Annotated in this window: 24 protein-coding genes; 17 read left to right on the top strand and 7 right to left on the bottom strand. The window is 57.6% G+C overall.

From position 1 onward, the window contains the following. The first annotated feature begins 233 nt into the window (after nucleotides 1–233). From EDB94_RS16040 to glpK, 3 genes are all read left to right on the top strand, one after another. Nucleotides 234–971, top strand: coding sequence for a response regulator (locus EDB94_RS16040; RefSeq protein WP_108018795.1), 738 nt, complete (start codon nucleotides 234–236; stop codon nucleotides 969–971). Between the two features lie 22 nt (nucleotides 972–993). Further along, complete coding sequence (locus EDB94_RS16035; RefSeq protein ID WP_260312614.1) at nucleotides 994–2,613, top strand: ATP-binding protein; 1,620 nt, start codon at nucleotides 994–996, stop codon at nucleotides 2,611–2,613. 257 nt (nucleotides 2,614–2,870) lie between these two features. Continuing rightward, on the top strand, nucleotides 2,871–4,352 hold the full coding sequence (gene glpK / locus EDB94_RS16030) for a glycerol kinase GlpK (protein WP_014576256.1): 1,482 nt from the start codon (nucleotides 2,871–2,873) through the stop codon (nucleotides 4,350–4,352). Between the two features lie 9 nt (nucleotides 4,353–4,361). Here glpK and EDB94_RS16025 read toward each other — a convergent pair whose 3' ends face one another. Together EDB94_RS16025 and argF are read right to left on the bottom strand one after the other, a co-directional pair. After that, the gene (locus tag EDB94_RS16025) at nucleotides 4,362–5,435 is read right to left on the bottom strand and encodes an ABC transporter ATP-binding protein (protein WP_014576257.1); all 1,074 of its coding nucleotides are present in this window, start codon (nucleotides 5,433–5,435) and stop codon (nucleotides 4,362–4,364) included. 4 nt (nucleotides 5,436–5,439) lie between these two features. Beyond that, a complete protein-coding gene (gene argF / locus EDB94_RS16020) occupies nucleotides 5,440–6,354 on the bottom strand; it encodes an ornithine carbamoyltransferase (RefSeq protein WP_008176263.1) in 915 nt (304 codons plus the stop codon). A 239-nt stretch (nucleotides 6,355–6,593) separates the two neighbouring features. Here argF and grxD point away from each other — a divergent pair, with 239 nt between their 5' ends. Then, nucleotides 6,594–6,920 (top strand): Grx4 family monothiol glutaredoxin, encoded by a 327-nt coding sequence (grxD, locus tag EDB94_RS16015; protein WP_008176261.1) that lies wholly within the window; start codon nucleotides 6,594–6,596, stop codon nucleotides 6,918–6,920. A gap of 10 nt (nucleotides 6,921–6,930) precedes the next feature. Here grxD and EDB94_RS16010 read toward each other — a convergent pair whose 3' ends face one another. The 5 genes from EDB94_RS16010 to EDB94_RS15990 all read right to left on the bottom strand — a co-directional run bounded on the left by EDB94_RS16010 (nucleotide 6,931) and on the right by EDB94_RS15990 (nucleotide 13,051). Continuing rightward, complete coding sequence (locus tag EDB94_RS16010; protein WP_108018796.1) at nucleotides 6,931–7,686, bottom strand: energy transducer TonB; 756 nt, start codon at nucleotides 7,684–7,686, stop codon at nucleotides 6,931–6,933. Between the two features lie 5 nt (nucleotides 7,687–7,691). Further along, nucleotides 7,692–9,917 (bottom strand): DUF1631 domain-containing protein, encoded by a 2,226-nt coding sequence (locus tag EDB94_RS16005; protein ID WP_108018797.1) that lies wholly within the window; start codon nucleotides 9,915–9,917, stop codon nucleotides 7,692–7,694. 195 nt (nucleotides 9,918–10,112) lie between these two features. Beyond that, nucleotides 10,113–10,715, bottom strand: coding sequence for a Yip1 family protein (locus EDB94_RS16000; RefSeq protein ID WP_008176254.1), 603 nt, complete (start codon nucleotides 10,713–10,715; stop codon nucleotides 10,113–10,115). Between the two features lie 157 nt (nucleotides 10,716–10,872). After that, nucleotides 10,873–12,159, bottom strand: coding sequence for an HlyC/CorC family transporter (locus EDB94_RS15995; RefSeq protein ID WP_008176252.1), 1,287 nt, complete (start codon nucleotides 12,157–12,159; stop codon nucleotides 10,873–10,875). 85 nt (nucleotides 12,160–12,244) lie between these two features. Next, nucleotides 12,245–13,051, bottom strand: a complete 807-nt coding sequence (locus EDB94_RS15990; protein WP_008176250.1) for an inner membrane protein YpjD — start codon at nucleotides 13,049–13,051, stop codon at nucleotides 12,245–12,247. 182 nt (nucleotides 13,052–13,233) lie between these two features. Between EDB94_RS15990 and ffh the strand changes: the two genes are divergently transcribed. From ffh to ung, 13 genes are all read left to right on the top strand, one after another. Then, entirely contained in the window at nucleotides 13,234–14,625 is a 1,392-nt protein-coding gene (gene ffh, locus EDB94_RS15985) for a signal recognition particle protein (protein WP_008176248.1), read from the top strand. Between the two features lie 163 nt (nucleotides 14,626–14,788). Continuing rightward, nucleotides 14,789–15,028, top strand: coding sequence for a 30S ribosomal protein S16 (gene rpsP / locus EDB94_RS15980; protein ID WP_008176245.1), 240 nt, complete (start codon nucleotides 14,789–14,791; stop codon nucleotides 15,026–15,028). A 27-nt stretch (nucleotides 15,029–15,055) separates the two neighbouring features. After that, on the top strand, nucleotides 15,056–15,583 hold the full coding sequence (gene rimM / locus EDB94_RS15975) for a ribosome maturation factor RimM (protein ID WP_108018798.1): 528 nt from the start codon (nucleotides 15,056–15,058) through the stop codon (nucleotides 15,581–15,583). Between the two features lie 3 nt (nucleotides 15,584–15,586). Further along, nucleotides 15,587–16,333, top strand: coding sequence for a tRNA (guanosine(37)-N1)-methyltransferase TrmD (gene trmD, locus EDB94_RS15970; protein WP_008176240.1), 747 nt, complete (start codon nucleotides 15,587–15,589; stop codon nucleotides 16,331–16,333). A 37-nt stretch (nucleotides 16,334–16,370) separates the two neighbouring features. Beyond that, nucleotides 16,371–16,727 (top strand): 50S ribosomal protein L19, encoded by a 357-nt coding sequence (gene rplS / locus EDB94_RS15965; RefSeq protein ID WP_008176237.1) that lies wholly within the window; start codon nucleotides 16,371–16,373, stop codon nucleotides 16,725–16,727. A 114-nt stretch (nucleotides 16,728–16,841) separates the two neighbouring features. Then, on the top strand, nucleotides 16,842–17,744 hold the full coding sequence (gene xerD / locus EDB94_RS15960; RefSeq protein ID WP_008176234.1) for a site-specific tyrosine recombinase XerD: 903 nt from the start codon (nucleotides 16,842–16,844) through the stop codon (nucleotides 17,742–17,744). Between the two features lie 128 nt (nucleotides 17,745–17,872). Next, a complete protein-coding gene (locus EDB94_RS15955; RefSeq protein WP_108018799.1) occupies nucleotides 17,873–18,604 on the top strand; it encodes a DsbC family protein in 732 nt (243 codons plus the stop codon). 145 nt (nucleotides 18,605–18,749) lie between these two features. Beyond that, nucleotides 18,750–20,051 (top strand): homoserine dehydrogenase, encoded by a 1,302-nt coding sequence (locus tag EDB94_RS15950; RefSeq protein WP_108018800.1) that lies wholly within the window; start codon nucleotides 18,750–18,752, stop codon nucleotides 20,049–20,051. An 11-nt stretch (nucleotides 20,052–20,062) separates the two neighbouring features. Then, nucleotides 20,063–21,463: a threonine synthase gene (gene thrC, locus EDB94_RS15945; protein WP_014576270.1), complete on the top strand. Its 1,401-nt coding sequence runs from the start codon at nucleotides 20,063–20,065 to the stop codon at nucleotides 21,461–21,463. Between the two features lie 6 nt (nucleotides 21,464–21,469). Then, nucleotides 21,470–23,203 (top strand): single-stranded-DNA-specific exonuclease RecJ, encoded by a 1,734-nt coding sequence (gene recJ / locus EDB94_RS15940; protein ID WP_108018801.1) that lies wholly within the window; start codon nucleotides 21,470–21,472, stop codon nucleotides 23,201–23,203. 94 nt (nucleotides 23,204–23,297) lie between these two features. Next, nucleotides 23,298–24,393, top strand: a protein-coding gene (gene prfB, locus EDB94_RS15935; protein ID WP_099045589.1) for a peptide chain release factor 2 whose coding sequence is annotated in 2 segments (ribosomal slippage) — nucleotides 23,298–23,369 and nucleotides 23,371–24,393 — 1,095 coding nt in all. Because the reading frame shifts where the segments join, the coding sequence is not laid out codon by codon here. Nucleotides 24,394–24,444: 51 nt separating this feature from the next. Further along, complete coding sequence (gene lysS / locus EDB94_RS15930) at nucleotides 24,445–25,980, top strand: lysine--tRNA ligase (RefSeq protein ID WP_108018802.1); 1,536 nt, start codon at nucleotides 24,445–24,447, stop codon at nucleotides 25,978–25,980. A gap of 3 nt (nucleotides 25,981–25,983) precedes the next feature. Further along, entirely contained in the window at nucleotides 25,984–26,718 is a 735-nt protein-coding gene (gene ung / locus EDB94_RS15925) for a uracil-DNA glycosylase (protein ID WP_108018803.1), read from the top strand. Nucleotides 26,719–26,747 lie beyond the last annotated feature (29 nt).

Genomic DNA, 26,747 nt, shown 5'->3' with positions numbered 1-26,747 from the left:
TTTGTTTCCATTTCCCGACAAGCCTATGAAGCCGGTATGACACATCGGTGACCACCAGGTGACGTGTCTGTGACATCGGGTCCGATTGGCGGTTACGGGAGCTCTGTCACAGGGTGTAACGAAGCAGCGGTTCCATGTATATTTCTGAATAGCATGTATAATTGCTGTTACAGCAGGTTGCCTGTATCGTCAGGTACACAGAATGACCTGAAACCGGAATAACAAAACCAGAGATGGATGGCGTGGAACAGACAAACGAAAGTTGGCGAATTCTGATTGTCGAGGACGACGAGCGGTTGGCGGAGTTAACCCGCGAATACCTTGAAAGCAACGGGTTGACCGTCTCCCTGGAAACTCATGGTGGTGCCGCGGTAGAGCGGATCCGTAACGAGCAGCCGGATCTGGTGGTTCTGGATCTTATGTTGCCTGGCGAGGATGGGCTCTCCATTTGCCGACGCGTGCGCCCCTTCTTTTCCGGTCCGATCATCATGTTGACTGCCCGAACCGACGATCTGGACCAGGTCTTGGGTCTGGAAATGGGTGCCGATGACTATATTGGCAAACCGGTCAAACCCCGGGTGCTCTTGGCACGGATTCGCGCCATGCTGCGTCGGGTGACCGAAACCGGCTCGGGGGCGGCGGACGAGGCAGGGGGCGAAGAACCGGTGCGCCTCCAGTTCAATGATCTGGTTGTCGACCGCTCCATGCGGGAGGCCTGGCTGAGTGAAGAAAGTATTGATCTGACCAGCGCCGAATTTGATTTGCTCTGGTTGCTCGCCAGCAACGCGGGCCGCGTGCTTAGCCGGGAAGAAATCTTCACCGCCTTGCGTGGTATTGAATACGATGGCCAGGATCGATCCATTGATGTTCGCGTTTCCCGGATTCGACCCAAGATTGGCGATGACCCCATCCATCCGCGACGCATCAAGACCGTTCGTAGTAAAGGCTACCTGTTCGTAAAGGAAGCCTGACGATTCAGTCTCTGGAGCCGGTGTGCCATTCGCCCGCATACCGGTCTTCCATGCCAGGGTTGGTACCATGCCCCTGAAGTTCTTCCTCAAGCTTTATGCCCGCCTTGCCGGCCTGACCGCGCTGGTTGTTTTTTTATGTGTCCTGTTGTTCACCGGGATCAACTCGGTGCGCTCCCAATTCTGGCATGAACGCTTCCCCGAGCCACTGATGCGCTGGCTGGCTGCGGCCCCGGCACCATTACAGCAATACCACTGGCTGAGTTCGACGGTTGATCTTCGTATGGGGGCTGCTTCCCGTTTCAACCTGTCACCGGTGGCTCTGGAGCGACTTGGCTACGGCCAGGTGGTTGGCATCGACAGTGACGTAGGGTATCGGGTTCTGGTAACCGGACTGAGCGGAGAAATCCTGCAGCTGCGTCTGAACGAGCCCTACCGGGATGTGTCAGAAACCATTGGGTTGATTTTCCGGTGGCATCTTGATTCAGCCTCTGCGGATGACCGTCTCAATGTTGCCTCGCAAATGGCCCGTTCTCTCAATGTCGAAGTGCAGACCCTGGACGACGCCGACCTGCTGCCGGACTCTGACGTTCTGGACCAGGTCGCCGAGCGGGGCCTTGCCTTCTACACCGACGAATCAGACGGTTGCGGACGGGTGATCGTTCAGCTATCCGACGGCGAATTGTACCGGATTGACATGCCCGCGGGGTTTGATCCCTGGGCCTGGCCGGTTGTCCTGCTGCTGGTCCTGGTGCTTGGCGGGGTTTTGGCCGTTGCCGTTTTCCTCGCGCTCCGGGAAGTGGACAGTAATCTCAGAACCGTTGAGTCGGTAGCGGTTCGAATCGCACGTGGAGAAATGAGCGCCCGGGTCCAGGCGGGCGAGGGAACGCTGGTAACCCGTCTGGCCTCGTCATTCAACGGTATGGCCGAACACATACAGCGCCTGGTGCAGGTGCAGCGGGAAATGATTCACGCGGTTTCGCACGAATTGCGCACTCCCGTGGCCCGTATCCGCTTTGGCGTCCAGATGATCGAGGACTGCCAGGACGAGGCTGCCCTGCAAAGGCAACTGGACGGTATTGATGGCGATATCCAGGAACTGGACGAGCTGATTGATGAGATCCTGACCTATGCGCGGCTGGAGCAGGGCGGCCCGGTTTTCTCGCTGCAGGAAACCTCGGTAACCGACATTGTCCGCCAGGTGGTCTCTGAGCAGCAGATGGTCCGGCCCGAGCTGAGTATCGAAGGCAACATTGATGAGGTCTCGGAACGTTGGGCGCTGTCGGATATTGAGCCTCGCTACCTGCATCGGGCGATCCAGAATCTGGTAGGCAACGCGGGACGCTACGCGGCTGGTAAGGTGCTGGTCAGCTGTCATTTCGATGAGGACAACTGTCGCGTTGATGTTGAAGACGATGGCCCCGGCATTCCAGAGGAAGACTGGGAGAAAGTGTTTACTGCGTTTGCCCGACTGGACGACAGCCGTACCCGAACCTCCGGCGGCTACGGCCTGGGTTTGTCTATTGTTCGCCGGATTCTCTACTGGCACGGAGGGCACGCCTTCGTCAGCAGGAGCGACACGCTTGGCGGTGCAAAATTCAGCCTGGTCTGGCCCAGAAAAAAAACCGTGGACTCCATTGTGTGAGCCAGACCCCATCGCCTCACCTGATGTAACAAAGCAGCTACACAAGCACTACTGAAGTTTTTGGCGGGCCGGTCAATACTGCAAAGCGTAAGGGATGACTTTTGAGGTTGTAGTTCTTACGAACTTTCCTTGTTTCATTCGTCATTTGAGGGCCGGTTTTCCGGCCCTTTTTTTATGCCTGCTCCCAAATTCCATATCGGTCACCCTTTCCCGTCTGCTCTGCTGTTAGAATTCCGGGAAACAAAAGGAGGCCGTCCATGACCCGTTATCTGCTTGCCATCGACCAGGGCACAACCAGTTCCCGTGCTATTGTTTTTGACCAAACGGGCAACAGCGTTGCAACCGATCAGCAGGAATTTCACCAGTATTTCCCGAAAGATGGCTGGGTGGAGCACGATGCTCGGGAAATCTGGGACAGCACTCTGGCGGTGTGTCGCGGCGCGCTCGACAAAGCGGGTATCGACGCCTCGGAGCTGGCGGGTATTGGTATCACCAATCAGCGGGAAACCACGGTGATCTGGGACCGGGCAACCGGCGAGCCGATCTACCACGCCATTGTCTGGCAAGACCGTCGAACCGCATCCTGGTGTACCAAACTGAAATCCGACGGCCATGAGGACACGGTTGTTGAACGAACCGGGCTGTTAATTGATCCCTACTTTTCGGCCACCAAGATAGCCTGGATTCTCGATAACGTGGAGGGCGCCCGCGCCCGGGCCGAATCCGGTGCACTGGCTTTTGGAACGGTGGACAGTTGGCTGCTCTGGAACCTGACGAACGGGAAATCCCACTGCACCGATGCCACCAATGCCTCGAGAACGGCTCTTTTCAATATTCACAAGCAGGACTGGGACGACGATCTTCTGGCACTGTTTCGCGTGCCGCGGGCCTTGCTGCCGGAAGTACTCGATAGCGCCGCAGACTATGGCACCGCCGAAGCACAGTGGTTGGGCGCGCCAGTTATGATTGCCGGCATTGCAGGGGATCAGCACGCGGCTCTCGTGGGGCAGGCCTGCTTTTACCCGGGCATGGCCAAGAGCACTTACGGCACCGGCTGTTTTCTCATGCTCAATACGGGCGATAAGGCCGTTCGGTCCGAGAACAGGTTGCTGACCACCATGGCTTATCGGCTAAACGGCAAGCCCTGTTACGCGGTAGAAGGGAGTATTTTTGTTGCCGGTGCTGCCATGCAGTGGTTGAGGGACGGGCTCAAGCTGATTGCCCACGCCAATGAATCTTCCGCCCATGCGGAGGCGGTCGGAGTCGACAATCCGGTTTACCTGGTTCCGGCGTTTACCGGCCTGGGAGCCCCTCATTGGGATCCTCATGCTCGCGGCGCCATTATGGGCCTGACGCGGGATACGGGCATTGGCGAGATCGTTACCGCCGGCCTGCAGTCGGTCTGCTATCAGACCAAGGATCTGGTGCGGGCGATCCAGAACGACGGCGCCCGACTTGAATCGCTGCGCGTGGATGGCGGTATGGTGGTGAACGACTGGGTGATGCAGTTCCTGGCCGACATACTGAATGTCACCGTTGACCGGCCCCGGGTTACAGAGACAACCGCTCTCGGAGCTGCCTACCTTGCGGGACTGCAGACAGGTGTTTTTGACAACCTTGAGCAGATCTCCGCGCTCTGGGAATGTGAGCGGCAGTTCCACCCTGAAATGCGTCCGGCTTTGCGAGAATCTCTCTATGCTGGCTGGCTGGATGCTGTCGAGCGCGTCTGCAACAACTGAATCTCTCAATCAGGTGGTGCGTTCGAAGGCAATCAGGTGATCCGCCTCGACACGCACCGGCACATGCTCACCCAGGTTGAAATCCAGGTGGCTGCGGAACAGGGCTTCGAACTCTGTGTCTTCGGAACACCGGAAACGGTAGAGCGTGGAAGTGCCGGCAAAGGTTTTCTCAACCACCTTGGGCTGCAGATCCGAGTCAGGGTCATGAACGATGTCATCGGGCCGGATCAGAACGTCTACCAGGGTGCCGGGTTCCCATTTGTAGGCCCGATTGCCGTGGATCACGCCGAGCTCGGATTCAATAGTATCCGGCCCCAGGGCGGTGCCGGGGACGAATCCGCCCTGACCCACGAAGCTGGCAACGAAACGATTTGCCGGTTCATGGTAGAGGTTGTAGGGCACGTCCCACTGCTGGATCCTGCCGTCCCGCAATACAGCGACCTGATCGCACATGGCGAAGGCTTCCTGCTGGTCGTGGGTAACCAGAATGGCGCTGATGCCCAGCGTCTTCAGAATTTCGCGAACATCCAGGCTCAGCCGACGGCGCAGATCCGCGTCCAGATTGGAAAACGGCTCATCGAGCAAAATCAGGGTGGGCTCGGGTGCCAGGGCGCGGGCCAGGGCAACCCGCTGCTGCTGGCCGCCAGACAGTTCATGGGGGTAGTTGTCGGCCAGATCCTGCAGGTGCACGACATTCAGGAGTTCCATGACCTTCTGCCGTTTCTCTGCCTTGTTCAGATTCCGCAGACCGAACCCCACGTTGTCAGCGATAGTCAGGTGCGGAAACAGGGCGTAATCCTGGAATACCATGCCGATCCGACGCTTTTCCGGGGGCAGGGTGCGTCCGGGCAGGCTGATGGCCTGGGACTGCAGCGAAATCTCGCCACCACTAAGCGGAAGAAAGCCGGCGAGGGCGCGCAGTATGGTACTTTTGCCGCAGCCGCTCGGGCCGAGCAGGCAGCCGATGTCGCCATGGCTCAGGGCAAAGCTGACATCCTTGACCACAGAATCCCCGCCGTAGCCACAGGACAGGTTATTGACCTCGAGCAGCCAGTCTGCCGGAGATTGTGCGGTTGTGCTCATGGAATCAGTCCAGCCGGTTCAGGATGAGAAATTCGAGCAGTGCCTTCTGGGCGTGCAGGCGGTTCTCTGCCTCGTCCCAGACCACAGAGGCAGGATGCTCCATCATGTCCGCCGATATTTCCTCACCACGGTGAGCCGGGAGGCAATGCATGAACAGCACATCCTTATCGGCCACAGAGAGCAGCCCGGGATTGATCTGATAGCCACTGAACGCCCTTTCACGGGCTTTCTGCTCGTCTTCCTGGCCCATGGAAGCCCAGACGTCGGTCACCAGGAGCTGGGCGTTTCGGGCTGCCTCGGCCGGCTCCCGGAACACCTTGACCCGGTCTTCGTGGCCCTTGAGCATTGATTCTGCCGGCTCGTAGCCCTCAGGGCAGGCGATGTTCAGGTTGAAATCGAACTGTGCGGCGGCATTGATGTAGGAGTGGCACATGTTGTTGCCATCGCCGATCCAGGCTACGGTAGCGCCGCGAATACTGCCGCGGTGTTCCCGGAATGTTTGCATATCGGCCAGCAATTGACAGGGGTGAAAGTCATCGGTCAGCGCATTGATCACCGGCACCCGTGATGCAGCCGCGAAGCGCTCCACGGTTTCATGGGCAAAGGTGCGGATCATCACCGCATCAACCATGCTGGAGATAACGATAGCCGAGTCTTCTATCGGCTCGCCCCGGCCAAGCTGGGTATCCCGTGGCGACAGGAACATTGCGGAGCCGCCGAGCTGGGTCATGCCGGCTTCAAAAGAAACCCGGGTTCGCGTTGATGATTTTTCGAAGATCATCGCAAGGACACGGTTCTTGAGGGAGTCCCGAACTTTCCCTTGCCGCCACTCGTTGCGCAATGCTGTGGCATGATCAACCAGGCTTTCCAGCTCGTTGGTTGTCATGTCATTCAATGTCAGAAAATGTCTTGCCGCCATGCAATGGCCCTTATCTCACCGAACCCCGCTGCTGGCGGGATTGCCTGAACGTTGGCTGAAAAAATGGGGCATCAAGTCTAGCCCTTCGGAGCAGGTATGACAACGCTGTGGCCGGGGCTGGAACTGCCGGTGTTGCTCGAGGTCAAATCAAGGTGTTTGGTGAGGTGTTCGGCACCCGTGTACAATAGCGTCAAGAAAATTGCCGTGTGGCAAGACTGTTCCAACAGAGGTGAATGTTCATGGATATCAATGAAACCATTAAGAGCCAGCTTGAAGAGAATCCGATCATCCTGTACATGAAGGGCAGCCCACAGGCACCCCAGTGTGGCTTCTCGGCCAAAACCGTACAGGCTGTGATGGCCTGCGGCGAACGCTTTGCTTTCGTCAATATTCTGGATAACCAGGAGCTTCGTGAAGCCCTGAAGGTTTACTCCAGCTGGCCCACTTATCCCCAGCTTTACATCAATGGTGAGCTCGTTGGCGGATGTGACATTGTTCTCGAAATGTCCGAGAGCGGTGAGCTGGCCAAACTTGTCAAAGAGGCGGCGAAGCAGGCAGAAGCCTGATCACTGCCGCTCAGAGCCGTTTCGGGGTGAACAACAGTTCCACCTCGAAGCGGTTCGCGCTCCCGCTATCCTTCGGTGGCTGGGGGTAGGGGCTAGCCGCCAGCGCAGCCCGATATGCAGCTTCATCGATTGGCTTGATTCCTGTTGATTTCAGAACCCTTGCCCGGGTCAGGGCGCCATTTCCCAGCAACTGCAGTTCCACTTCCATAGCGACCGTGTCAGTGAGGCTCCTCATGGCCGGCACTCTCAGTTCTTCAAGTTGATGGGCCAGATGGACGGCCAGTTTGACCACATAGGGGTCGAGCTCGCCCGGTGACTCCGTAACCCTCGTAATGCTCTCCTCCGTTTTTTCAGGGAGCTGTTCGGGTTCTTCTCCGGCAGCAGAGCTGGCGCTCGCCTGTGCGGCTTCGCTGCGGGGGGCGCTGGTATTTGTTGCCTTTGTCGGGGCGGGGGGTTGCGGCTCGCGGGATGTCACAACCTCCGGTTTGGAGAGGGGGGCCGGCTCAGGAGGATCAATCTCAAACGGCGTTACCCGTGGTGCGTCCCGACGAGGGCTGGGGTCAGCTGACGGGTCGGCAACCGTTCTGTGAGTGCCCGGGGCTACTACCAGCTCGAACCGTACACTCTCCCTGTGCGTGGCCGTTGGTTCTTCCTTGGGCGAGGGGATGCCTGAAAGCAGGAGCGTGTGTAAGAAAAGAGCCAGAGACAAGGCAAGCCCAAGCCGGTAGGCAGCCGGCAGGGCATTGGGACTGCTTTTTTCAGGCATTGGCGTCAGGCGGTCTTGCTCCGGAGGGTGCCGACAACCGCATCCAGGGCCCGATCAATCAATGCGCCCTGCTCAAGCAGAGTCAGCCGGCCACGACGCATTTCATGGGCCAGTTCAACCCGGGTTTTCTCAATCACTTTCAGCCCCATCCGGTTCACAAAGACAAAGCAATCTGCTTCGTCAATGATAGCGGATAGCTTGCAGCGGAAGTTTGCACCATTGACCAGTCGAAACTCGACCCAGTTACCAATCTCAATACCGTCAATCTGGGCAACATATTCCGAGATTGCAGCGTCTTCCAGTTCCTGCTGGCGCTCAACGGCCGTCTGGTGAACGGTCGCGATTTCCTCTTCCGCCGGCTCTTCAGGAGAATCCTGTAGTGCTTCGATGGCAGCATTGGTCCGGAATGCCTCTGCCAGCTGATGCTTGAGCTGGCCCATCATTTCATCGAGTCTCGATGAGTTATAGGAGACCTCTTCAAGCCCTGACCGCAGTGATTTCAGCAGGCCAGGCACGACCCGCACCCACTGGTCTCTTTCGTCATCTTCCTGGTGGGGGTGAAGACACCAGATCAGATCATCGACGACCTTCACCGTGGCATTCCACCGATGCTCCACGTCATCCCTGAGATAGGCAAGAAACATCACGCGGCTCCAGCCATTCATCAGGATGTCATGGATGGACTCCGGCAGTTTGTAACGGGACACCTTCTGTTTAAGAAGATTGTCGACGGTTTGTTGAGCCGTCTGGGACTTGATCCGACCCCGCTCGGATTCACGGGTTCTCTGCTCAACCAGAGACGCCTTTCGGTTCTCCCGTTCAAGGAACTGTTCGAATTCCTGATTGAGGGTTTCAAAAAGCGAAACATCACCGTCAAATTCGTTGAGAATCCTTTGCACAATGTTGTGAATCTGTCCGTAGAGTTTGTCCTTGGTTTTCTCGTCGCTGCTACTCCAGCCGATGCCTGCTCTCGCCAGGGAGTTTAAGAGACGTCTGGCCGGGTGCGTAGCCTGGCTGAAGAAACTCTTGTCCCGGATAACCACTTTCAGGATCGGAATCTGCAGCCTGCTTATCAACACCTGAACCGGAGCTGACAGGTTGTAGTCGTCAAGAATGAATTCAAACAGCATGGAAACCAGGTTAATGAGGTCTTCATCGACCTCGTTAAGCGCCGGTTTTCGACCATCCCCGGTATCGGTCTGGGAAAGGAGCTGTTGTACCAGCTGACGGAGATCAATGCTGACAGGTTCGCCGGCGCTCAGGTTGCCCTGGTCCTGCCTGGGGGCTGAAAGCGGCAATGAATTGAGAAGGCTTGCCAGCTCGGAGTCACCCACGACCCGGACATTCGGGTCCGAGGCACGGGGAGGTATGCCCGCATTGGCCCGTTGCAGCGCCAGCATCTGTCGGATCTGTTCGAAAACCGCGCTGCTGCTAGCGGCCTGGCCGGCCCGTTCTGCCGCGGAAGCGTCCGGCGCGCTTTCCTGTTTTGGCGCCTCTGCCGACTGGGAGCTGGAGGCCTCATGCTGCTGACCGGCTTTGCCGTGATAACGGAAGTTCGGAATGATGCCGGCCTGGATCAGTATGCGGTTGGCTTCGTCCAGCAGCATGCCGAGGTTGGACACAACATAGCGGTCAAACTGCTTGAGCAGGATCAGGCGCTCACGAATCTGGATTTCAAGGGCCTGTATTGCTTCTGTGAACGCACTGCACAGGTGTTCCGGTGCCATCGGATTGACCGGTGATTCGTCGGTGGCTTCGGGGTACACCTGACTGAAACGGGTCTGGAGTTGCAGCAGTGGGCCCTGAAAGTGCGCCTTTGCCTTTGTGATCATGGCGTTGAGGGCAACCTGCTCCTCAAGGTCGTCGTTGCCGACCAGGGCAAGAGTGTCGGCGCTGGCCTGCTTGCTCAGCTGTTCTTCCTGAAGCGGTCCGGTGTGAGGGGGGGTGGCAAAATATTGGGCAACGGTGTTCTGGAAATGCCGCTCGACACCCTTACGCTTGATGCGAATTTCACGCATCGCCTCGAAATACCGGTTCTGTTCGTTGTTGCTGCGGGCATTATTGGCCAGCTCGAACAGCGAATCGTCGACGGCGTCGAAGGCGCCCTGCAGCAAATCACCGAGCCCGGCGACAACCGTGTCCCGGATGCGGGTGACCTCCGCAGGAACCGGTCTGTTACTTCCGGCTTCCCTGTGTTCGCGGAGGTAATGTATGCCGGACTGCTTGTTCATGGCAGACTCCTGTTTACGCCTCAACCGGATACATGACCGAGCTTGAAATCCTTGGATTCTCGTTATTGGTTAAATTTACCGCATTTTGCCCAAAGTTAACATGACCAAACGCTAACGTGGGAGCAAATTCAAAAAAACACGGGGTGCCCAACAGGCACCCTCGTGCAGATTACTGACTTGCAGGAGAATTTGCGGTCAGTTCACGTAAACCGGGCCTATGCCCATGCTCCAGATAACGACACTGATGGCGAGCAGGGCAACGAACATAACGAGGCCAACCGTCAGGACTGCAGAGGCGAACATGAACCCCTTGTCCGCCGGGATCCTCATCAGAATCGGTAGCCCTTCGTAAAGCAGGTAGACCGCGTAGGCAACCGCCACCAGGCCTGCCAGCATATTCACCCATATGTTCGGATACGCGGCGATTACGCCAATCAGGAAAATCGGGGTTGCCGTGTACGCCGCCAGAGCAACGCCTCTGGGCGTCCGTTCTACCGCATCATACGTTGCGGCGAAAAAATCAATGAACTTGCCGAGTATAAAAATGCCGGCAAGCATGGCCGCGTAGAAAAGTGTGGATAGCTGGAGTGCGCTCGTTACCGACAGCTTGGTGATCTGGCCATCACCAATTTGCCAGCCTACCTGGGTTGTTCCGATGAAGCCGGCAACCGCAGGGATCAATGCCAGCAGCAGAATGTGGCCGGCGTACAGTCTTGTGACAGTCTCGGATTCATTGCGGATCGCCTCCCACTCCTGGTCGGGATGGGCGAGCAGACCAAACGTGTGTGTCAGACTCATGGACGTATTCCTTGTGATTGTTTTTGTATCGCACGCTCCTTCAGTGTTGGTGGGGGATCACCGGGGGTCAAGCTGGCGGTTAAATTTTGATCTTTCAAGAACGGAAGGCGCTATAACCGAAGGGTCTATAGCGCCATAGGGAGGAGGTGTCCGAGTTTTACTGTTTCAGTGACAGAGAACGTTTTTTGCGTTTTTTCGGGTGCACAATGGCTGCTTTCACGACATTGTCCTTGATCTGCAGCACTTCTACCCGGTGGCCGTCCACTTTCAGGCAGACGTTGGTGTCGGGGATATTCTCCAGGGTTTCGGTAATCAGGCCGTTGAGGGTTTTGGGGCCATCGGTAGGGAGCTTCCAGCCCAGGGTCTTGTTGATGGTTCGAACTGCGGAAGTGCCATCGATAATGAACGTGCCGTTGTCCTGCGGGATGATGTCGGGGCTGGTGGCGGCATAATCCGTCGTAAAGTCGCCGACGATCTCTTCGAGTATGTCTTCCAGTGTCGCGAGGCCAAGAACGTCGCCGTATTCATCGACAACAACGCCGAACCGACGACGACCTTTCTGGAAATTGATCAGTTGGGTGTTCAGGGGCGTGCTTTCCGGGATGAAATAGGGTTCCTGGCAAAGCTGCATGATCATGGCCTTGTTGATTTCCTCCTGTTGCAGCAGTTTGGAAGCGCTGCGCAGGTGCAGTATGCCCTGAATGTTATTGATGTCGCCCTTGAAGACCGGAAGCCGGGTATGCTGGCTGCTCCGCAGTTGGCGCAGAATGGTGTCGGTGTCGTCTTCCAGGTCGATACCCACTACCTCGTTTCTAGGCACCATGATGTCATTCACGGTCACTTTTTCCAGATCCAGAATGCTGACCAGCATGTCCTTGTGCTTGGCGGGTATCAGGGCGCCTGCCTCGTTCACCAGTGTTCGCAGTTCTTCCCGGCTGAGGTGGTCGTTGGCAGCGTCTGCGGCGGAAACGCCCAGCAGTTTCAGTATGCCTCCGGTGAACAGGTTCACCGCCCAGACAATCGGATACAGGATTTTTAGCAGCGGACCGAGTATGTAACTGGCCGGAAAGGCAATTTTTTCGGGAAATAGTGCTGCAAGGGTTTTCGGAGTGACTTCTGCGAAGATCAGAATCACGATGGTCAGCAGGATGGTGGCAATCGCGATGCCGGCATCGCCCCAGACCCGAATCGCGATAACCGTGGCGATCGAAGAGGCGAAGATGTTCACGAAGTTGTTGCCGATCAGGATGACGCCGATCAGCTGGTCGGTTCGTTGCAGCAGGCCCTGGGCGCGCTTGGCACCTTTATGGCCGGTTTTGGCCATATGTTTGAGACGATATCGGTTGAGCGACATCATCCCCGTCTCGGAGCTCGAGAAGAAACCGGAAAGGAGGATCAGTCCAACCAGGAGAATAAACAGCGCGGTGAGCGATGTTTCGTTCAAAAGAGGTGTCCTTATATTGCTGACAAGTAGCGAAAATAGGGTTTCGGCGAGCGTTGTGTCAAGAGAATAACCGGTGCTTCCGGTGTCAGCCGCCGCGCTGGAAGATCAGTTCCAGCACAAACTTGCTGCCGTAGAAGGCCAGCATCAGGAGTGCGCAGCCAGCGAGGGTCCAACGGCTGGCGGTGATGCCCCTCCAGCCTTTGGTGTAACGACCAATCAGGAGCGCCACGAACACAAGCAGGGACAGGATCGAGAACAGGGTCTTGTGGGCGAGGTTCTGGGCAAAGAGATCCTCTATAAAGAGGGCGCCGGTCACAATGGCCAGAATCAGCATGACGACGCCGGCCCAGACCATCTCGAACAGCAGCGACTCCATGGTTTGCAGAGGCGGCAGGTTACGAACCAGCAGGCTGTTGTAATTGTGCTTCAGTTGGCGATTCTGGAAGTAAAGTAGAACCGCCTGGATGGCCGCCAGAGTAAAGAGGCTGTAGGCTGTCACCGAAAGCGCAATATGGGAGAGCATGCCGTAGCTTTGCTCGGACACCAGTCTCGAGGGTCCATGGGTAACCAGGGCGAGAATAATGGTGAGGCCGGCCAGCGGGTACACGCCGAGAAACAGGCTTTGCACCGGCTTTTTAAGGTTGAGTCCCAATAGAAGGAAGACGATCAGCCAGGAAATGAGCACGGAGCTTTTGAAAAAACTGAAATCGAAGCCGCCGTCGTGGTGGACTGTCTGGCCAATGAGAAGTCCGTGGCTGGTCAGGGCGAGAACGCCAATTAGGGTAGTAATGGCAATGTTGCTTTGAACCCGGCCCCTGAAATGCAGGGCCTGCAGCGCGGTACCGACGCTGTAAAGAAAAAGAGAGGTGACCGCGAGAATCAGCGTTCCCATGACTTCCTTATTAACCACTGTTCTGACTGGGGATCGGCGCTGGTTTGCGCCGATTTGACCGGGCTGGTCGTTTCAGGGCGATAGTCTGGTTATAATGTCGCGATTATGCAACTGGAATCAAGGAGTCGTCGCCGGCTCTGCCGATTCACGCACTCAATTTATCCGGGGTACGGAAGAGCAACATGTTTGAGAACCTCCAAGACCGACTTTCCGGCAGTCTGCGCAAGATTTCCGGCCAGGCGCGCCTCACTGATGACAACATAAAGGACACCCTGCGGGAAGTACGCATGGCGCTGCTGGAGGCGGATGTCGCCCTGCCGGTGGTGAAGGACTTTGTTGAGGGCGTCCGCAAGCGTGCCATTGGCCAGGAGGTGCAGCGCAGTCTGACGCCGGGCCAGGTCTTTGTGAAAGTTGTCCAGCAGGAGCTGGAACGCGTCATGGGCGAGGGTAATGAGTCCCTCAATCTGAACGTCCAGCCGCCGGCCGTGGTCATGATGGCAGGTCTGCAGGGTGCAGGTAAGACGACCACGGTCGCCAAACTCTCGCGCTTCCTTAAAGAGCGGCAGAAAAAATCCGTCCTGGTGGTCAGCGCCGACGTCTACCGTCCGGCGGCGATTCGCCAGTTGGAAACCCTCGCTGGCGAAGTGGGTGTCGAGTTCTTCCCGAGCAGTGCTGATCAGGACCCGGTTGATATTGCCGAGGGTGCCATTGCCGCGGCCAGGAAGAAACACATTGATGTGGTAATTCTTGATACCGCCGGCCGACTGCACGTCGACGAACAGATGATGGGAGAGATTGGTCGGCTGCATAAAGCGGTCAACCCGGTTGAAACCCTGTTCGTGGTCGATGCCATGACGGGCCAGGATGCCGCCAACACCGCCAAGGCGTTCAACGATGCCCTGCCGCTGACCGGCGTGGTACTGACCAAGACCGATGGCGATGCCCGTGGCGGTGCCGCCCTGTCTGTTCGTCACATTACCGGTAAGCCGATCAAGTTCCTGGGTGTTGGTGAAAAGTCTGATGCGCTGGAGCCGTTCTATCCGGACCGGGTTGCCTCCCGGATCCTGGGTATGGGCGATGTGCTCTCGCTGATTGAAGAGGCAGAGCGCAAGCTTGATCAGAAGAAGGCCCAGAAGCTCACCAAGAAAATCAAGAAGGGTAAAAGCTTCGATCTGGAGGATTTTCGGGATCAGCTTCAGCAGATGAAGAACATGGGTGGCATCGGTGGCCTGCTCGACAAGTTGCCCGGCATGGGGCAGATGGCCCAGGTGGCGCAGCAACAGGTCAACGACAAGTCCATGGGGCAGATGGAGGCGATCATTTGCTCCATGACGCCAAAAGAGCGGCGTTACCCGGATGTGATCAACAATTCCCGCAAACGCCGTATCGCCACGGGGTCTGGAACTCAGATCCAGGACGTCAATCGTCTGCTGAAACAGCACAAGCAAATGCAGAAGATGATGAAAAAGTTTGGCAAGAAAGGCGGTATGGCGAATATGATGCGCGGCATGGGTGGCATGATGCCCCCTGGCGGCGGTGGGGGAGGCGGAATGCCCCCGTTTGGCCGTATGTAAAAAGCCTTACATGGAAAACGGGGAAACAACTGGTTTTGCTGTTTTCTTTGGCGCTTTTTTAGCATAGAATAGCGCCCCTTTCGAGTATGGGTCTTCGCGTCAGCTGGTGTTCAGCAGGCGTGAATCGTACAAAGTTCGTTCAACAGAACAGGATATTGGTTAAATGGTAATTATCCGTTTGGCTCGTGGCGGCTCCAAGAAGCGCCCGTTCTACCATCTGACAGTCACCGACAGTCGCAAATCCCGCGACGGTCGTTTCATTGAGCGCGTAGGTTTCTTCAACCCGGTAGCCCGTGGTCAGGAAGAGAGTCTTCGCGTTGATCGTGATCGTGTCAATTTCTGGCTCGGTCAGGGCGCGCAGACCAGCGAGCGCGTTGCACAGCTGCTGAAGGCTGCTGGGTAAGACAGTACTGACACCGGGGTTTATGGCATGACACAGAATTCGCAGGAAACTGTGATCGGCCGGATTACCTCGGTGTTTGGGGTCAAAGGATGGCTTAAAGTCTTTTCCTACACAGACCCCAAGGAAGGAATACTGAACTATCCCGATTGGACTCTTGATCTGGATGGCAAGCGTATTCCGGCCAAGCTTGAGGAAGGTCGCCGCCAGGGGCAGGGGATCGTTGTCAGGCTGAAAGGTATTGACGACCGTGATCTGGCCCGCACGTATTGTGGTGCCGAAGTCAGGGTTTCCACTGCTGAATTGCCGCCGCTTCCCGATGGGGAGTACTACTGGTTTCAGTTGGAAGGTCTTGATGTGTTCACGGTGGATGATGAGTGCCTTGGTAAAGTGCACCATCTGATGGAAACCGGATCCAACGATGTTCTGGTGGTGCAGGCAACAGCAGGCTCCATTGATCAACGTGAACGTCTGATCCCCTATCTGCCGGGCGAAGTGGTGCAGAGTGTTGATCTCGCCGCAAAGCAAATGGTGGTGGACTGGGATCCGGAGTTCTGACGGGTGTGGATTGGCGCAGTCAGTCTGTTCCCGGAGATGTTCGGTGCGGTGACGGATTACGGGATCACAGGGCGTGCGGTTCGGGATGGTCTGCTGACCTTTCGGACCTGGAATCCCCGTGAATTTACCCAGGACCGGCATCGCACGGTAGATGACCGGCCCTATGGTGGCGGCCCGGGCATGCTGATGAAAATTCAGCCCCTGAGGGACGCAATCCATGCGGCACGGGAATCGGCACCCGGAAACCCCTGTGTGGTTTACCTGTCGCCCCAGGGTGAGACGCTGAACCAGTCTGTTGTCGAGTCGCTCGCGGCAGAACAGCAACTGATTCTGGTGGCGGGCCGGTACGAGGGTGTTGATGAGCGCCTGATAGCGACGGAAGTCGATCGGGAAGTGTCACTGGGCGATTTTGTGCTGTCCGGTGGCGAACTGGCAGCGATGGCTGTTATTGATGCGGTTACACGCCTCATCCCCGGAGCGCTGGGTCATGCGCAGTCGGCAGAGCAGGATTCTTTCGCCGACGGTTTGCTGGATTGTCCGCACTACACCCGGCCCGAGGTTTACGAAGGTCAGGCGGTGCCGGATGTTTTATTGGGCGGTCACCATGATCAGATCCGGCGTTGGCGGCTCAAGCAGTCGCTGAGGCGAACCCGGGAGCGACGCCCCGACCTGCTGGAAAAGCGGGTGTTTACGGACGAAGAGCGTGAGCTGCTGGAAGAGATTTTGAACGAACCGGGTGCCTCTGAATAATCAGGGCATTAACAGATTGGGTATCAGGAGCATTACGATGAGCGGCAAGAACAACATCATCAGTCAACTTGAAGCAGAACAGATGACCAAGGAAATCCCCGCGTTTGCGCCGGGTGACACCGTGGTCGTTCAGGTTCGCGTAACCGAGGGTAACCGTGAGCGTCTTCAGGCGTTCGAAGGTGTCGTCATCGGCAAGCGTAACCGCGGCATGAACTCCTCTTTCACCGTACGTAAGATCTCCTACGGTGTTGGTGTTGAGCGTACTTTCCAGAGCTTCTCCAAGCTGATCGAAAGCATCAGCGTGAAGCGTCGTGGCGATGTTCGCCAGGCCAAGCTTTACTACCTGCGCGACCTGTCTGGCAAGGCGGCTCGTATCAAGGAAAAGCTGGGCTGATCAGCAGTGCGCTGAACAGCAGTCAGCAAAAGGCAGCCGAGGGCTGCCTTTTTTGTGTCTGAGGTTTCGGTATGCTTGGTGTGTTGTGGGACCTATGCAGTCTGGGAACTTGCCATGAGAGCAGAAGATGAATCGGTGATCGTCAGGTTTGTTGATGCCATCTGGCTGGAGGACGGACTGGGCGAAAAAACCCGCCAGGCTTACCGGAGCGATCTGTTGCGGTTGTCGGAATGGCTCGAAAGTCAGCCTGGCAAGCCGCTGCTCAAGGATGTTCGCAGAACCGACTTACTGGCTTGGATGTCCAGTGGCCTCGCGCAGGGCGTCAAGAGCTCCACGGCGGCCAGGCGGTTGTCCGGGCTGCGGCGGTTTTATCGGTTTCTGCTGCGAGAAGGCCTGATTACTGAAGACCCGACCCTTCGGATTGACAGCCCCAGGCTGCCTCGGCGTCTCCCCGACTCGCTGACCGAGGGCGAGGTGGATGCGCTGCTTTCCGAGCCGGACCCCGGAATTGCCATTGAGCTCAGGGACAAGGCCATGCTGGAAATACTCTACGGTTGCGGTCTGCGGGTCTCGGAGCTGACCGAGTTGCGGGTTGATCAGGTAAACCTTCGTCAGGGCGTGGTTCGGATCACTGGCAAGGGCGACAAGGAGAGGTTGGTCCCCCTGGGTGAAGAGGCAGTGGACTGGTTGCTGCAGTATATGAAGGAAGGGCGGCCGGAACTCCTTAAAGGGCGATCCTGCGATGCGCTGTTCCCGGGCAACCGTGCTGCGGCGATGACTCGTCAGACTTTCTGGCATCGTATTAAGCACTACGCGGTTCGAGTGGGTATTCGCAAACACCTGTCGCCTCATACACTCAGGCATGCCTTTGCCACGCACCTACTTAATCATGGAGCGGACCTGCGTGTGGTGCAGATGCTGCTGGGCCACTCTGACCTGTCGACAACACAGATATACACCCATGTGGCTCGTCAGCGACTGCAGTCGCTGCACCAGGCTCACCATCCCAGGGGCTAGCCGTGGGGCGGTTCCGCGATTGGGGGTGAACTTTCTTTTTGTGTATTTGTCGCATTGAATTGATTCCCGGCCTGTGCCAATACTGCCCGGGTTGTTTAACTGTTTACTGGAAAAGGTTGTTTGCCAGAATGAATATGAAACATGTGGTTGTGGCGCTTGGAGTTGTCCTGGGTGCCTTTGGCGCGGCGAGCGTCAGTGCCGGTGAAGTGGAAGACCGGATTTCCGAGCGTCTGACCCAGGCCGTCCCCGGCCTCAAGGTGGTGTCGGTAAAGGAATCCGAAGCCAAGGGCCTCTATGAGGTTCAGAGCAACAATGGCGACACCATCTACGCGACCGAGGATGGCCAGTACCTGATGACGGGAGATCTTCTCAAGATTACCGATCAGGGCATTGCCAATGTCACCGAAGCCGCCCGCACGGAGGCCCGTCGCGAAATGATGGCGGACTATGGTAACGAGGGAGTTATCAGCTTCCCGGCGAAAAACGAAAAGGCCGTGGTAAGCGTGTTTACTGATATCGACTGCCCTTACTGCCGGAAGCTGCATGACGAGGTGCCGCAGTTGAATGACTATGGCATTACCGTCAATTACTACGCGTTTCCCCGGTCCGGCCCCAATACAGCGTCTTTCAAGAAGTATGAGTCGGTCTGGTGTGCTGACGATCAGCAGGCGGCCATGGACGCAGCCAAGGCCGGCCGCTCAGTACCCGACGCAAGTTGCGAAAATCCGGTGGGCGAGCAGTATGAGCTTGGTGGCCGGGCAGGGGTCACAGGGACGCCTGCCATTGTTCTGGAAGATGGCAGCATGATTCGTGGCTATGTCCCGGCCCAGCGTCTGGCCGAAGGCCTCGGGCTGCTCTGAAACCCTGGCGCACCTATCGTACGGGATGCGTTACACGGTATTTTCGAAGGATCCGATTCAGGGCTTATTCAGTGAGGCCTGAATCGGTATACTATGCCCGCCTAATATAATTCATCAGCACCCCTTCGGGATCAGAGGTGAGAGTTTGAAAGACGTCAGTGTCGGAATCTGCGGATTGGGAACCGTCGGCGGCGGTACCTTTAATGTCTTGACCCGCAACGCCAGGCTGATTGCCGGTCGGGCCGGATGCAATATCCGGATCACCCGGGTTGCCAGTCGCCGGGCCCGCGAGGATATGGACCTCGGCGATGTGCCCTTCAGCACCGACATTTACGACGTGGTGAACGATCCCGACGTGGATATCGTGGTCGAGCTCATCGGTGGTTACGATGCGGCCAAAGAGCTGGTGCTGGGGGCAATCCGCAACGGCAAGCACGTGGTTACCGCGAACAAGGCCCTGATTGCCGTCCACGGCAACGAAATCTTCGAGGCGGCCGAGAAGGCTGGTGTTGTGGTGGCTTACGAGGCGGGTGTAGCCGGCGGTATTCCGGTCATCAAGGCTGTTCGTGAAGGCATGGCGGCAAACCGCATTGACTGGATTGCTGGCATCATCAACGGCACCGGGAACTACATTCTGACCGAAATGCGTGCCGGTCGGGAATTTTCCGAGGTTCTCAAAGAAGCCCAGGATCTTGGGTACGCCGAAGCAGACCCGACCTTTGATGTGGAAGGCATTGATGCCGCCCACAAGCTGACCATACTGGCATCGGCCGGGTTTGGCGTGCCTCTCCAGTTCGAGAAAGGCTTCACCGAAGGCATTTCGAAGATTACGCCTTATGACATTGCTCACGCCGAATTGCTGGGTTATCGCATCAAGCACCTCGGCATTGCCCGTCGCCGCGATGATGGCATCGAGCTGCGTGTGCATCCGACCCTGGTGCCCCAGAGTCATCTGATTGCCCAGGTTGATGGTGTCCTGAACGCGGTGCTGGTGGATGGCGATGCCGTTGGCCAGACCATGTATTACGGTCCCGGAGCAGGGGATGAGGCAACCGGGTCGGCTGTTATTGCCGATATCGTCGATGTGGCCCGTGCCGTGGCGACCGAAAGCAAGCTGCGTGTGCCCTACCTTGGCTTCTCACCGGATGCCATGGAAGACCTGGATGTTCTGTCCATGGAGGACATCCAGTCTGCCTACTACCTGCGCATTACCGCTCTGGATCGTCCGGGTGTGCTGGCCAAGATTGCCTCCATCCTGAGTGAGCATGGCATCAATATCGAGTCGATCATGCAGAAGGAATCCGAGCTGAAGGACGGACGTATTCCGGTGATCATCCTGACCCACACCGTTCAGGAGCGCCAGATCAACCGTGCGATCGAAGAGTTGGAAGCTCTGTCCGATACCGATGGCCATGTTGTCCGCATCCGCGCTGAAAACTTCAACTGACAGGTACGAACGTGAGATACATCAGTACGCGGGGTGAAGCGCCCGCACTGGGCTTTGAGGATGTTCTGCTGACCGGTCTGGCGACAGACGGCGGCCTCTATGTTCCTGAATCCCTGCCACATTTTGATCTGGAAGAAATCCGGAGCTGGCGCGGGCTTTCGTACAGTGAGCTGGCGTTCAACGTAATGTACCCGTTCGTGGATGACGCTATCCCTGCGGATGATTTCCGCAAGATGCTGGACGAGACCTACTCGGTTTTCGCCCACAAGGCCGTGGCCCCACTGGTTCAGCTGGATACCAACGAGTGGGTGATGGAGCTTTTCCGCGGCCCGACGCTGGCGTTCAAGGATTTCGCCCTCCAGCTGTTAGGGCGTCTCCTCGACTATGTTCTGGAGAAGCGCAAGCAGCACGTGGTTATCATGGGAGCGACCTCCGGTGACACCGGCTCGGCTGCCATTGAGGGTTGTCGCCGGTGCGAGCACGTGGATATTTTCATTCTGCACCCCTATCAGCGGGTGTCAGAGGTTCAGCGCCGTCAGATGACCACCGTCCAGGGTGAAAACATCCACAACATTGCAGTGCGTGGCAACTTCGACGACTGTCAGCGCATGGTGAAGGAGAGTTTCGGCAACCAGTCGTTCCTGGGTGGCAAAACCCAGCTGGCAGCTGTCAACTCCATCAACTGGGCCCGGATCATGGCCCAGATCGTCTACTACTTCCATGCCTCCCTGGCACTGGGCGGTCCGGATCGGAGCATGGCGTTTTCTGTGCCCACCGGGAACTTCGGCGATATCTTTGCCGGCTACCTTGCCAAGAAGATGGGGCTGCCAATCTCTCAGCTGGTCATTGCCACCAACCGTAACGATATCCTGCATCGCTTCATGAGTGGTAACAAATACGAGCAGCACCAACTGGAACACACCCTGTCTCCGAGTATGGATATCATGGTGTCCAGCAATTTTGAGCGCCTGCTCTTTGATCTCCACGGCCGGGACGGGCTGGCGGTTAAAACCCTGCTGGAAAACGCTGCGAAGGGGCCCGTCAGTATCGAGGACTATCGCTGGAAGCATGCGCGCAAGCTTTTTGACAGCGATGCGGTGGACGACAAGGCCACCTGCGACACCATTCGTGAGATCTACGAGCAGAACGAGTATCTGCTGGATCCTCACACCGCCATCGGCGTCCGTGCAGCGCGCAACTGCCGCCGTGATCAGGCGGTGCCAATGATTACCCTGGGTACCGCACACCCGGCCAAGTTCCCGGATGCCGTGGCAGAGTCTGGCGTCAGTGTAGAGCCGCCGCTGCCGGCGCATATGGCCGACCTGTTCGAGCGGGAAGAGCGGTATACCGTATTGGATAACAATATCGACGGTGTGCAGGCATTCATTGCCAAGCACTGGAAAAACGCCTGATCGGGTATGACACCAAAAAAGATCCTGCGTCGCCCCCAGCCCGATACCTTTCCGGATTGGGGGCAAAACCTGCCTCCCTTGCTTCGCCGCCTCTACGCTGCCCGTGGCGTTACCTCCGATGAGCAGCTGAGCTACACCCTGAAACACCTGGCTTCACCCCTGTCTCTGAGGGGTATTGACCGGGCCGTTGAGCTTCTTGCCGAGGCTATCGATCAGCAGCAGCGGGTGCTTGTGCTCGGCGATTTCGACGCCGATGGTGCTACCAGTACAGCCGTTGCCATGCTTGGACTCTCCATGCTGGGTCTGCAGAGTATCGACTTTCGCGTTCCCAGCCGGTTTGCCGATGGCTACGGCCTGACGCCGGGTATTATTGAACGCCTGCGCGACGAGGGTCAGCTCCCAGACCTGATGGTCACCGTTGATAACGGCATATCCGCGGTTGAAGGTGTTCGAGCGGCCAAGGAACTTGGCGTGAAAGTGGTGGTGACCGATCACCACCTGGCCGGCGAAGAGCTTCCGGATGCCGATGCCATCGTCAATCCAAACCAGCCGGGTTGTCCTTTCCTGAGCAAGAACGCGGCCGGTGTTGGCGTCATGTTTTACGTGCTCACAGCGTTGCGCAAGCAGCTCCGGGAAACCAATCGCCTGCCTGATCCCGAGCCTAACCTGGGGTGCCTGCTGGATCTGGTGGCGCTCGGCACCGTGGCTGATGTTGTGCCTCTGGACCACAACAACCGGATCTTCGTTGAGCAGGGCCTGCGCCGTATACGTCAGGGTGAGGCCCGCCCCGGTATCCTGGCGCTGCTGGAAGTCGCGGGTCGGGACCACACGGCGATCAGCTCAACCGACCTCGGATTTGTGGTTGGTCCTCGCCTGAATGCTGCGGGCCGGCTTGATGACATGAGTATCGGGATTGCCTGCCTGCTGGCAGACAGTCCGGACGAGGCTCGCCGACTGGCCCGGGAATTGGACACCTTCAATCGTGAACGCCGCACCATAGAAAAAGACATGAAAGCCCAGGCCCAGGATCTGCTGTCTTCAATGTCGCTGGACCTGGATGGACTGCCCTGGGGGCTTGCGCTTTTCGATACCGATTGGCACCAGGGCGTTATCGGAATCCTGGCTGCCCGTATCCGTGAGCAGACCCATAGACCGACCATTGCCTTTGCGCCGGACGAAAACGGCGTAGACATCAAAGGTTCTGCTCGCTCCATTCCCGGGCTTCATATCCGGGATGTGCTTGCCGTGGTCGACTCACGTCATCCGGGGATCATGAAAAAGTTTGGCGGTCACGCGATGGCTGCGGGCATGACCCTCGCCAGGGATGATCTGGATGCCTTTTCCGAGGCCTTCGATCGCGCCGTTCGAGACACCCTCTCGGCCGAGGACCTGGAGGCGGCGATCACAACCGATGGGCCTCTGGGCGCTAGTGAACTGTCGTTGGACACCGCCGCGCTGCTCAAACGCGCCGGCCCCTGGGGGCAGCATTTCCCGGAGCCACTGTTCGACGGCGAGTTCCGGGTGGTCAGCCAGCGGATAGTCGGCGAAAACCATCTGAAATTGGTGTTGCAACCTGTTGAAGGCGGCGGGATCATCGACGGTATTGCCTTTAATACCGGCCCGGAAGTGCCCGACTACACCCGTACCGGTGCTCGGGTGGTTTACAAGCCGGATGCCAATACCTTCCGGGGGCGCACCAATCTCCAGCTTCTGGTGGATTACCTCGAGCCTCTTGCCTGATTCACGGAAACCCGCAGGCTGATTTACAAACCGATTTCCGGTAGAATCCCGCCTCTGTTTTTACTCTCCATTTTCTAGAGCGAGTAAGGGTTTCATGGAAATCAATCCCATTGTGACGAAGATTAAAGAGCTTCGTGAGCGCACTGAAGCGCTCAGGGGGTATCTTTGACTACGATCAGCGTAGTGAACGACTGATCGAAGTTGAGCGCGAACTGGAGCAGCCAAGCGTCTGGGACGACCCGGAGCGGGCTCAGGCCCTGGGCAAAGAGCGCGCGGACCTTGAACTGATCGTCAAGACCATCGACAACCTCACCTCCGGCCTGGAAGACGCCGAGGGCCTGCTGGATATTGCTGCAGAAGAAGAGGACGAGGGCACCGTTGCCGAGATCGAGTCAGATCTTGAGGGTCTTGATAAAGAGCTCGAGAAGCTTGAATTCCGCCGCATGTTCTCCGGCGAAATGGACGCCAACAACGCCTACCTCGACATACAGGCCGGTTCTGGTGGCACCGAAGCCCAGGACTGGGCCAACATGCTTTTGCGCATGTATCTGCGCTGGGCCGAACGCCGCGGCTTCAAGGCCGAGATAGTCGAACTGATGGAGGGCGAAGTGGCGGGCATCAAGAGTGCCACCATTCACATCCAGGGCGATTATGCCTATGGCTGGCTGCGTACCGAAACTGGCGTTCACCGTCTGGTGCGTAAGTCACCGTTCGATTCCGGCAACCGTCGGCACACGTCTTTCTCTTCCGTGTTTGTGTCACCGGAAGTGGATGACAGCTTCGAAATTGAAATCAATCCGGCGGATCTTCGGGTGGATGTTTACCGTGCCTCCGGCGCTGGTGGTCAGCACGTTAACCGGACCGAGTCGGCGGTGCGTCTGACTCACAATCCCACCGGTATTGTCGTGGCCTGTCAGGCTGGTCGAAGCCAGCACCAGAACAAGGACCAGGCCATGAAACAGCTCAAGGCAAAGCTGTTTGAGCGTGAGATGCAGGAGCGCAACGCCGAGAAACAGAAAGCCGAGGACGCCAAGGCCGACATTGGTTGGGGCAGCCAGATCCGTTCCTACGTTCTGGACGACAGCCGTATCAAGGACCTGCGCACCAAGGTAGAAACCAGTAATACCCAGTCGGTGCTGGACGGTGACATTGACAAGTTCATCGAAGCCAGCCTGAAAATGGCGCTGTAACCAGCGCCTTTGCCACGCTAACCCGGACAACCCGATTCCTAGTGAGCCAAAATGACTGATCAAACTCAGAATGCCGCACCGCATGAGGACAACAAGCTGATTGCCGAGCGCCGCGCCAAACTGTCAGAAATGCGCGACCAGGGCAACGCCTTCCCGAACGACTTTCGTCGTGACGCCACCGCCGCCGAACTGCAGGCGAAATACGGTGAAAAAACCAAGGAAGAGCTGGAGTCCCTCGGTATCAAGGTGGCCATTGCCGGCCGCATGATGCTCGATCGCAAGGCATTCAAGGTGGTCCAGGACATGACTGGCCGGATCCAGATCTACGCGTCCAAGGATGTCCAGAAAGACACCAAGCACTGGGATCTGGGGGACATCGTGGGCGTGCGAGGCACCCTGTCCAAATCAGGCAAGGGCGATCTTTACGTGACCATGGACGAGTACGTGTTGCTCACCAAGTCCCTGCGCCCGTTGCCTGAAAAGCACAAGGGCCTGACCGATACGGAAGCCCGTTACCGTCACCGCTACGTCGATCTGATGGTCAACGAGGACAGTCGTCGGGTGTTCTATGCGCGCTCGAAGATCATCAGCGCCATGCGTCAGTACTTCACCGACAGGGACTTCATGGAAGTTGAAACCCCGATGCTGCAGGTGATTCCTGGCGGCGCCACGGCGCGGCCCTTCGTGACCCACCATAACGCGCTGGGTATCGACATGTACCTGCGTATTGCCCCGGAATTGTTCCTGAAGCGCCTTGTCGTTGGCGGCTTTGAGCGGGTGTTCGAGATCAACCGAAACTTCCGGAACGAGGGGCTTTCCACCCGTCATAATCCAGAGTTCACCATGGTGGAGTTTTATCAGGCATACGCTGACTACAACGACCTGATGGATCTCACCGAGGACATGCTGCGCACCATTACCCAGAAAGTCCTGGGTACGACCACCGTGGTGAACAGCCGAACCCTGGCCGATGGCAGCGAAGAGACTGTTGAGTACGATTTCGGCAAAACCTTCGAGCGCCTGACCGTGGTCGATGCCATCCTGCGCTACAACCCGGATATCAAGCCCGATCAGCTGGCGGACGACGCCAGTGCTCGTCAGGTCGCCAAAGATCTGGGTATTCACCTCAAGGAAGGTTGGGGCCTGGGCAAGGTGCAGATCGAGATTTTCGAGGCGACCGCCGAGCATCGCCTGATGCAGCCGACCTTTATCACCGAGTACCCGAAAGAAGTGTCGCCCCTGGCGCGCTGCAAAGACAGCAATCCGTTCGTCACCGAACGCTTCGAGTTCTTCGTGGGCGGCCGCGAAATCGCCAATGGCTTCTCGGAGCTGAACGACGCCGAGGACCAGGCCGAGCGCTTCCAGGCCCAGGTGGCCGAGAAAGACGCCGGTGACGACGAGGCGATGTTCTATGACGAGGATTATGTGATGGCGCTGGAATACGGACTGCCGCCCACCGCGGGCGAAGGTATCGGTATCGACCGCCTGGCCATGCTGCTAACCAATTCGCCGTCAATTCGCGACGTTATCCTGTTCCCGGCCATGCGCCCGGAGCACAAGGCGGAAAGCCGGAAAGACGAGGACTGATCCATGAGCCCGGTTGAGGTACTGGCCAGCCAGCTCAGGCCCGACCGGGGCTGGAAAGAACACCTCGCGGAAGAGTTCCGCCAGCCCTACATGCAGGGCCTGGCGGAATTCCTCGCCGCCGAGGAACAGGCCGGCAAAGTCCTGTTCCCCGCGAGCCAACACTGCTTCAACGCCCTCAACAGCACGCCCCTGGATAACGTAAGAGTCGTTATTCTCGGACAAGACCCGTACCACGGCCCCGGCCAGGCCCACGGCCTGTGCTTCTCCGTACGCCCGAAAGTGGCCATCCCGCCGTCTCTGGTAAACATCTTCAAGGAAATCCAGGACGACCTTGGCATCGCTCCCCCCGACCACGGCTGCCTGCAGCCCTGGGCAGAGCAGGGCGTATTGCTGCTCAACAGCGTCCTCACCGTCGTTCAGGGCCAGGCCGGCGCCCACCAGGGTAAAGGCTGGGAAACCTTCACCGACAAAGTCATCGAAACCATCAACCGCGAGCGGGAAGGCGTGGTATTCCTGCTCTGGGGCAGCTACGCCAAAAAGAAAGGCCAGCACATCGACCGCAACAAACACCTGGTCCTAGACGGCCCACACCCGTCACCCCTTAGTGCTTACCGGGGCTTCTTCGGTTGCAAGCATTTCTCAAAGGCCAACGACTGGCTGGAGCAGCAGGGAAAGCCCACCGTTAACTGGGCGTTGCCAAGCAAAGCTGAGCTGATCGAGAGATACAAGAAGAGCTGAAAGGGCAGGTAAGAGGTGCCCTTCCAAGG

Source organism: Marinobacter sp. 3-2, from assembly GCF_003751355.1.
GTDB classification, from domain to species: domain Bacteria; phylum Pseudomonadota; class Gammaproteobacteria; order Pseudomonadales; family Oleiphilaceae; genus Marinobacter; species Marinobacter adhaerens.
This window is presented reverse-complemented; position numbering and strand designations above follow the sequence as displayed.

Bases quoted from the DNA above. Each gene is read 5' to 3' on its own strand.
- EDB94_RS16040 (WP_108018795.1), top strand. From the start codon at position 234: ATGGATGGCGTGGAACAGACAAACGAAAGTTGGCGAATTCTGATTGTC.
- glpK (WP_014576256.1), top strand. From the start codon at position 2,871: ATGACCCGTTATCTGCTTGCCATCGACCAGGGCACAACCAGTTCCCGT.
- EDB94_RS16025 (WP_014576257.1), bottom strand. From the start codon at position 5,435: ATGAGCACAACCGCACAATCTCCGGCAGACTGGCTGCTCGAGGTCAAT.
- argF (WP_008176263.1), bottom strand. From the start codon at position 6,354: ATGGCGGCAAGACATTTTCTGACATTGAATGACATGACAACCAACGAG.
- grxD (WP_008176261.1), top strand. From the start codon at position 6,594: ATGGATATCAATGAAACCATTAAGAGCCAGCTTGAAGAGAATCCGATC.
- EDB94_RS16010 (WP_108018796.1), bottom strand. From the start codon at position 7,686: ATGCCTGAAAAAAGCAGTCCCAATGCCCTGCCGGCTGCCTACCGGCTT.
- EDB94_RS16005 (WP_108018797.1), bottom strand. From the start codon at position 9,917: ATGAACAAGCAGTCCGGCATACATTACCTCCGCGAACACAGGGAAGCC.
- EDB94_RS16000 (WP_008176254.1), bottom strand. From the start codon at position 10,715: ATGAGTCTGACACACACGTTTGGTCTGCTCGCCCATCCCGACCAGGAG.
- EDB94_RS15990 (WP_008176250.1), bottom strand. From the start codon at position 13,051: ATGGGAACGCTGATTCTCGCGGTCACCTCTCTTTTTCTTTACAGCGTC.
- ffh (WP_008176248.1), top strand. From the start codon at position 13,234: ATGTTTGAGAACCTCCAAGACCGACTTTCCGGCAGTCTGCGCAAGATT.
- rpsP (WP_008176245.1), top strand. From the start codon at position 14,789: ATGGTAATTATCCGTTTGGCTCGTGGCGGCTCCAAGAAGCGCCCGTTC.
- rimM (WP_108018798.1), top strand. From the start codon at position 15,056: ATGACACAGAATTCGCAGGAAACTGTGATCGGCCGGATTACCTCGGTG.
- rplS (WP_008176237.1), top strand. From the start codon at position 16,371: ATGAGCGGCAAGAACAACATCATCAGTCAACTTGAAGCAGAACAGATG.
- xerD (WP_008176234.1), top strand. From the start codon at position 16,842: ATGAGAGCAGAAGATGAATCGGTGATCGTCAGGTTTGTTGATGCCATC.
- EDB94_RS15955 (WP_108018799.1), top strand. From the start codon at position 17,873: ATGAATATGAAACATGTGGTTGTGGCGCTTGGAGTTGTCCTGGGTGCC.
- recJ (WP_108018801.1), top strand. From the start codon at position 21,470: ATGACACCAAAAAAGATCCTGCGTCGCCCCCAGCCCGATACCTTTCCG.
- lysS (WP_108018802.1), top strand. From the start codon at position 24,445: ATGACTGATCAAACTCAGAATGCCGCACCGCATGAGGACAACAAGCTG.
- ung (WP_108018803.1), top strand. From the start codon at position 25,984: ATGAGCCCGGTTGAGGTACTGGCCAGCCAGCTCAGGCCCGACCGGGGC.